General features: G+C 64.6%; 6 protein-coding genes. 2 read left to right on the top strand and 4 right to left on the bottom strand.

The features are described 5' to 3' along the window. Positions 1-155 precede the first annotated feature (155 nt). Together FHS48_RS16090 and glgC are read right to left on the bottom strand one after the other, a co-directional pair. Entirely contained in the window at positions 156-1,034 is an 879-nt protein-coding gene (locus FHS48_RS16090) for a helix-turn-helix transcriptional regulator (protein ID WP_184264871.1), read from the bottom strand. A gap of 12 nt (positions 1,035-1,046) precedes the next feature. Then, positions 1,047-2,327 (bottom strand): glucose-1-phosphate adenylyltransferase, encoded by a 1,281-nt coding sequence (glgC, locus tag FHS48_RS16085; RefSeq protein WP_184264869.1) that lies wholly within the window; start codon positions 2,325-2,327, stop codon positions 1,047-1,049. A gap of 272 nt (positions 2,328-2,599) precedes the next feature. On the opposite strand from glgC, the gene glgA reads away from it, so the two are divergent. Together glgA and FHS48_RS16075 are read left to right on the top strand one after the other, a co-directional pair. After that, the gene (glgA, locus tag FHS48_RS16080) at positions 2,600-4,069 is read left to right on the top strand and encodes a glycogen synthase GlgA (protein ID WP_184264867.1); all 1,470 of its coding nucleotides are present in this window, start codon (positions 2,600-2,602) and stop codon (positions 4,067-4,069) included. Positions 4,070-4,109: 40 nt separating this feature from the next. Beyond that, positions 4,110-6,590: a glycogen/starch/alpha-glucan phosphorylase gene (locus FHS48_RS16075; protein WP_184264865.1), complete on the top strand. Its 2,481-nt coding sequence runs from the start codon at positions 4,110-4,112 to the stop codon at positions 6,588-6,590. Positions 6,591-6,699: 109 nt separating this feature from the next. Here FHS48_RS16075 and FHS48_RS16070 read toward each other — a convergent pair whose 3' ends face one another. After that, positions 6,700-7,305 carry a PspC domain-containing protein gene (locus FHS48_RS16070; RefSeq protein WP_184264863.1) on the bottom strand — a complete coding sequence of 202 codons (606 nt, stop codon included), beginning with the start codon at positions 7,303-7,305 and terminating at the stop codon, positions 6,700-6,702. A gap of 1 nt (position 7,306) precedes the next feature. Then, positions 7,307-7,531, bottom strand: coding sequence for an envelope stress response membrane protein PspB (gene pspB / locus FHS48_RS16065; RefSeq protein WP_184264893.1), 225 nt, complete (start codon positions 7,529-7,531; stop codon positions 7,307-7,309). Positions 7,532-7,585: the final 54 nt, after the last annotated feature.

Genomic DNA, 7,585 nt, shown 5'->3' with positions numbered 1-7,585 from the left:
GCCATCATGCGAAAGCTCATCGTCATGGCAAACGCCCTGCTCAAGGCAGGGCGTCCATGGATCCCAAAAAACGCTTGATCAACACGGATACTCTAACTTTTTAAAAAGAGAGCATTTTCTTCGATTGACCGGATTCCACTCAATCTGAAAATGCTCTAGGCCGACAGGGTGGACGGATTGGCCCCGAACCGCTGCCGGAACCGGCTGGCGAAGCGGGAGGGGGAGCCATAGCCGCTGCGCAGGGCGGCTTCCGCCACCGTGCTGACCTGACGGCTGACCAGCAGGGTGTGGCCGTATTCCAGCCGCACCGATTCCACCTCTGCCCGTAGGGATGTGCCCTCGGCCCGCAGGCGGCGGTGCAGGGTCGGCACGCTGACGGCCAGATGCCGGGCCACGGTTTCAGCGGTCCAGTCGGTTTCCGGGGCCAGCCGCACCATGGCCCGCAGCCGGGTGGCGATGCTCTGGGATGGGGCAGGCAGCAGGTGCCCGCCGTATCCGGCCCGGCACAGGATCAGCAGCACTTCCAGCAGGCGGTGCTCCATCAGTGCCGGGTCAACGGTGCCGATCCCGGCCAGAAGATGCCCCATCGCCTGTTGCAGGGCTGCCCCATGGGCCAGATCCGGCGGCAGGGTCAGGCTGGCCGCCGGGGGCACCGGCGGGCTGTCGGCGAGAAGCTGGCGGCAGCGGTCGCGGACGGTATCGGTGAATTCCACCATCACCGAGCGGTAGGGACCGTTATCGGCGGGCAGGTTCAGCACGGTCAGCGGCACCCCGACCGGCAGGATTGCCATGTCGCCGGGGCGGTGGTGCAGGGTGGTGGCACCGGTGCTGATCTGCTTGCTGCCGCCGACAACAATGAACAGGATCGGGCGGGCCAGACTGACATCCACCAGCCGTTCACTTTGGCGGCGGAAGTAGCCGCCAAAGCGGGCGAACGGAACCGACAGCCAGTTGACCCCGGCGGAATCCGGCGTCTGGCGGTCCAGCCGGACCGCCAGTGCCTGCGCCGCTGTCAGCAGGGAAGACGTTGCCATGCCGGGTCAGACTCAGTCCGACGGCGGCAGGGCGTCCAGCATCGCCTGCGTCACCAGCACCACGCCACCTTCAGTGCGGTGGAAGCGTTGGGCGTCCAGTTCCGGATCCTCGCCGATCACCAATCCTTCCGGCACCTTGCAGCCGCTGCCGATGATGGCCTTGCGGATCCGGCAGGACCGGCCGATGTCAACGTCAGGCAGCACCACGGTGTCTTCGACCACGCCATAGCTGTTCACCCGCACATTGCTGAACAGCATGCTGCGGCGGATGGCGGCACCGGAGATGATGCAGCCCGCCGACACCAGCGAGTCCACCGCCATGCCGCGGCGGCTGTCATCGTCGAACACAAACTTGGCCGGGGGTTTCTGGAGCTGGTAGGTCCAGATCGGCCACAGGTCATCGTAGAGGTCCAGTTCCGGCGTCACCGTGGTCAGGTCAAGGTTGGCCTCCCAGTAGGCATCAACGGTGCCGACATCACGCCAGTACGGCTCGGTCGCCCCTTCCGGGGTGACGGCGCTGTCGGCGAAGCGGTGGGCGAACAGATTGGCCGATCCCAGCAGCGACGGAATGATGTCTTTGCCGAAATCATGCGACGACGCCGGATTGGCGGCGTCCTGCTCCAGCAGGTCAATCAGGAAGCGGGCATTGAAGATGTAGATGCCCATCGAGGCAAAGGCCAGATGCGGTTGGCCGGGGATGCACGGCGGATCGGCCGGCTTTTCCAGAAAGCCGGTGATGCGGTCGGTGTCATCCACCGCCACCACACCGAATTCCTTCGCTTTTTCCAGCGGGACCTCGACGCAGGAAACCGTCAGGTCGGCCCCTTTCAAAATATGGTCAGCCAGAAGCTTGGAGTAATCCTGCCGGTAAATATGGTCCCCGGCGAGGATCAGGATGTAATCCGGGTCGTGGCGGCGGACCAGATCAAGGTTCTGGTACACCGCGTCAGCGGTGCCACGGTACCAGCTTTCATCACTGGTCTGCTGCTGGGCGGGCCACAGTTCGACGAATTCATTCACTTCAGCCCGCAGGAAGCCCCAGCCGCGCTGAATGTGGTGGATCAGGGTGTGGGCCTTGTACTGGGTCGGCACCGCCATGCGGCGGATCCCGGAGTTCAGGCAGTTGGACAGGGGAAAGTCGATGATCCGGAACTTCCCGCCGAAGGGCACCGCCGGTTTGGCTTCGTCATCGGTCAGGTTCCTCAGGCGGGATCCGCGTCCCCCGGCCAGCACCAAGGCCAGCGTGCCCTTCAGGGCGCGGTTGAGATCGACTTTCGCGGCAGCCATGGACATGTATACCATCCCCTTATGACATCGGCGGGCCCGGAGGGTTATGGGGCCACCGGTTAACTCCCACACTCCAGCATGCCACTTTTTCGCGATTTATCCCCATGAATTTTGCGAAATTTTCACCGCTGGGCGGGATCGGCGTCCACGGTGGTCTCCTGTCACAAAAACCTGACGGAAGCCGTTGCGAAAACAGTGTAGGATTCGCATTGCGCTTTGCAGCATAAGTGCGCGACTGTAGGGGTCTGTGCGGTCCGGAATGGGGTAGCAGCCTGATCATGCGTGTTCTGTTGGTGTCGTCCGAGGTCTATCCCCTGATCAAGACCGGGGGGCTGGCTGATGTCGCCGGTGCCCTGCCGCCCGCCCTGAAACCGCTGGGGATTGATGCCCGGGTGCTGCTGCCTGCCTATCCTGCCGCGCTGCGGGCGATGGAAGCCGCCGGACCGCTGACCGTCACCGAGGTCGGTGATCCGTTGGGCTATGGTCCGGCGCGCCTGCTGGAAGGCATTCTGCCGGGCACCGCTTGCCCGGTGTGGCTGCTGGATCATCCCGGCCTGTATCAGCGCCCCGGTGGCCCCTATGTCGGCCCCGACGGGCATGACCACCCCGATAATCACCGCCGCTTTGCTCTGCTGTCGAAGGTGGCGGCCCTGTTGGCGCGGGGGGATCTTCTGCCCGGCTGGCAGGCTGATGTGGTGCACTGTAACGACTGGCAGACCGGGCTGGTGCCCGCCTATCTGCGGCTGGCGGAACAGCGCGGCGGCGCGGCGAAAGGGCCGGGCACGGTGTTCACCATCCACAACCTGCATTTCGGCGGTATGTTCGATCCGGCGGTGCTGGGGGAGATCGGGCTGCCGTCGCCGTTCTATGGCATCAACGGCGTGGAGTTCTATGGCCGCCTGTCGATGCTGAAGGCCGGACTGTTTTACGCCGACCGCATCACCACCGTCAGCCCGACCTATGCGTGGGAAATCACCACCCCGGAAGGCGGGCGTGGTTTTGATGGCCTGCTGGCGGGCCGGGCCCACGCCGGGCAGCTGACCGGCATCCTCAACGGCGTTGATTACGACCAGTGGAATTCCGCCACTGATCCGGCGCTGGCACACCATTATGATGCCGCCACGGTGGAAGTCGGTAAGGCTGCCAACAAAGCCGCCCTTCAGGCCGAGGTCGGGCTGGAGGTCCGCCCCGGTGCGCTGCTGCTGGGGCTGGTCAGCCGTTTCACCGACCAGAAAGGGGTGGATCTGGTGCTGCATGCTGCCCGCCATATGGTGGATTCCGGGGCGCAGCTGGTGATCCTCGGCTCCGGTGATGCCGGGCTGGAACAGGCACTGGCGGCGCTGCCGCACGGCTTCCCCGGTCAGGTCAGCGTCCGGGTCGGCTATGACGAGGATCTGTCGCACCGCATTCAGGCGGCCAGCGATGTGTTTCTGGTGCCATCGCGGTTTGAGCCCTGCGGCCTGACCCAGATGTACGCCCTGCGCTATGGGGCGCTGCCGCTGGTGCGCCGGACCGGCGGGCTGGCCGATACGGTCAGCGAGATCGGCGACGGGCGTGGCACCGGCTTCCTGTTTGACTCCCCCAGTGTCGAAGGGCTGCTGGGGGCCTTTTATCATGCGCTGGGCGTCTATCGCCGCCCGCAGGACTGGGCGGCGGCCCGGCAGCGGGCGATGGCGCAGGATTTCGGCTGGGCCCGTGCTGCCCGCCGGTATGATGATCTGTATCAGGATCTGGGCCGCGCGGCCTGATCCGTTTGACCCGATGCATCCGGTCTTTAGGGGATAAGACATGCAAGAGACAGCGACCGTTCAACCGATGGCCGGTGTGGACCTGATCGACGTGTCCACCGTTGAGGCAATCAAGCGCCACCTGCTCAGCCATCTGGTGCACGGCGTCGGGGTGGCGCCGCAGTATGCCTCGCCGCGCGACTGGATGGTGGCGGTGGCGACGCTGGTGCGCGGGGTGCTGTCGGAACAGTATCTTGAAACCGCGCTGCGGGAGCGGGAGCAGAAGGCGCGGCGGGTGTATTACCTGTCGCTGGAATACCTGATGGGCCGCTCGCTGCGGAAGACCCTGCTGGATATCGGCCTGCTGGAGCGGGTCGAGCAGGCCCTGACCGATCTGGGGCAGGAGCTGGAGGATATTCAGGAACACGAATACGACGCCGCGCTGGGCAACGGCGGTCTGGGCCGTCTGGCGGCGTGTTTTCTGGATTCCCTCGCCACCCATTCCTACCCCGGCTTCGGTTACGGCATCCGCTACGAATTCGGCATGTTCACCCAGCGCATTGAGCATGGGGAACAGGTGGAACACCCGGAAACCTGGCTGCGCCATGGCAACCCGTGGGAATTTGAACGCCCGAGCATCATCTACCCGGTGCGCTTCCGCGGCCGGATGATGACCTTCCGGGGCGAGGACGGCCGCGAGGTCTGCCGCTGGATCGACACTGAAGACGTGATCGCCATGGCCTATGACGTGCCGGTGTCGGGCTTCGGCTCCGGCGTGGTCACCAAGCTGCGGCTGTGGTCGGCGCGGGCCACCCGCGACTTTGACCTGAACATCTTCAATCAGGGCAACTATATCGACGCGGTGAAGGCCAAGACCCTGTCGGAAAACCTGTCGAAGGTGCTGTACCCGGCTGATACCACCCTGATGGGGCAGGAACTGCGACTGATGCAGGAGTACTTCTTCGTCTCCGCCTCGTTGCAGGATATTCTGGCCCGCCACACCCGCACCTATGGCGACCTGTCGGCGTTGCCGGAAAAGGTGTGTATCCAGCTCAACGATACCCACCCGGCGCTGGCGGTGCCGGAAATGATGCGGCTGCTGCTCGACCAGTACGGTTACGACTGGGCGGCGGCGTGGGCGATGACGCGCGGCATCTTCAACTACACCAACCACACCCTGCTGCCGGAAGCGCTGGAAACCTGGCCGATTGCCATGCTGGAGCAGATCCTGCCCCGGCATCTGGATATCATCTACAAGATCAACTATCAGTTTTTGCAGCAGGTGAAGGTGTCGTTCCCCGGCCAGCCGGATATCCTCGGGCGGCTGTCGCTGATCGACGACGGGGCGCGGCGGGTGCGGATGGCGCATCTGGCGGTGGTCGGGTCCGGCCACGTCAACGGTGTCGCCGCCCTGCATACCGACCTGATGCGCCGCCATGTGTTCGCTGATTTCCAGCGGCTGGATACCGATAAGATCGTCAACGTCACCAACGGCGTCACCCAGCGGCGCTGGGTGGTGCAGTCCAACCCGGACCTGACCGCGCTGATTGATGACTGCATTGGCCCGCGCTGGAAAACCGACCTGACCGAGCTGAAAGCCTTCGAGCGCTTTGCCGATGATGCCGGGGTGCGTGACCGGTTCGCCGCCATCAAGCGGGACAACAAGCAGCGGCTGGGCGCACTGGTGGAGGCCCGGACCGGCGTGCGGTTCGATCCGGCGGCGCTGTTTGACAGTCAGGTCAAGCGCATCCACGAATACAAACGGCAGCTTCTCAACCTGCTGCACGTCATCACCCTGTACAACCGCATCCGCAGCGGGCAGGGCGATGGCATTCTGCCGCGCTGTGTGCTGATTGCCGGGAAGTCGGCTCCGGGTTACTTCCTCGCCAAGCAGATCATCCGCCTGATCAACGATGCGGCAATGGTCATCAACAACGATCCGGCCTGTAAGGGGCGGCTGTCGCTGGCCTTCCTGCCCAACTACAACGTGTCGGCGGCGGAGGTGATTATCCCCGGCACCGACCTGTCGGAGCAGATTTCCACCGCCGGGATGGAAGCGTCGGGCACCGGCAACATGAAGTTCGCCCTCAACGGCGCACTGACCATCGGTACGCTGGACGGTGCCAATATCGAAATCAAGGATGCGGTCGGCGACGACAATATCTTCATCTTCGGCAAGACCGCCGCCGAAGTGACGGAAATGCGCATGCAGGGCTACCGCCCGTGGGACATTTACAATGCGGACGAGGAGCTGCGGCAGGCGGTGGACATGATCGGCAGCGGATACTTTACGCCGGATGATCCGGGCCGCTACCGCTGCGTTTTTGACGCCATCCTGACCCATGGCGACCACTTCTTCGTGATGGCCGATTACGCCGATTACATCCGGGTGCAGGCGCAGGTGGAACAGACCTACCGCCAGCCGGAGGACTGGACCCGCAAGGCGATCATCAACGTCGCCAACATGGGCGGGTTCTCGTCGGACCGCTCGATCCACGATTATGCCCGCAAGATCTGGCGGATTACCCCGCTGAAGCGGTAAACGGGACCCTGCGGGGGCGGTGATGATCTCACCGTCCCGGCTGTGGGTGCCCAAAAGCAAAACCCCGCCGGGATCGGCGGGGTCGGCTTGGCGGCTGCCGGGGGAGGGATCAGGCTTTGGGGCTGTCCTTGCGGTCCAGATCGCGGAAGGCGCGCTTCAGGTCGAAGTCGCCGCTGGTGACTTCCCGCTCCATGGATCCGGTGCGGCGTTCCAGATCCTCGAACCGGCGGCGCAGGTCGGCGAAGCGCAGATCGGGGTGAACGGTGTGCGGGGCCGCACTTTCCGCCGCCGGGGCCGGGCCTGCGCCGGGCGCGTGGGTGGCCTGCGGGGCGGTGTCGTCGCCGTAATCATCCAGCACAAAGCCAAGGATCACATACAGGGGTAGCAGGAACCACCCCATTCCCATCGGGATGGCGGCGACCAGAAACAGCACGCGGGCGGTGGTGCGGGAAATGCCAAGGCTGCGGGCAATCCCGGCGCAGACGCCAAGGATCTTGCCATTGGCCTTGTCGGTCTTCAGGCCGGTTCTGCCGCCGGAGCGGGACCGGCACCAGCCATGCCGGCCAAACGGCGGGCGGTGTTTTCCGAAGGGGCGGTGCATGGTGCGTTCCAGTCTGTCGAAGGCGTCCATCAGGCTGCCGGTCTGGCGCCACCGCTGGCGGCGCATCCCGGCACCACAGGCAAAGCCGCCGGTACGGGTGTGATACTGTGCCATATTATCGGGTCCTCCAACCGGGGGCCTCCCGGTCCAGGATCTGTTCCAGCACGGTGATGCGGTCTTCCAGACGGCTGGCGGTCTCGGCCATACGGGCCAGATCGCTGTCGGTGATGGCATCGGCGCGGGCGGTTTCCTTGCTCTTGTGGCGGTAGTGCTGAATGATCCACAGCGGCGCAACCACCGCCATGAACACAATCAGCGGGGCCTTCAGAAAAGCGAGCATTTCAACCATGATCCGTCTCTACCGGGGTGTAAGGGGAAGGGCGGGCCAGTGTAG

The organism is Novispirillum itersonii, assembly GCF_014205675.1.
Lineage (GTDB): Bacteria > Pseudomonadota > Alphaproteobacteria > Rhodospirillales > Rhodospirillaceae > Novispirillum > Novispirillum itersonii_A.
This window is presented reverse-complemented; position numbering and strand designations above follow the sequence as displayed.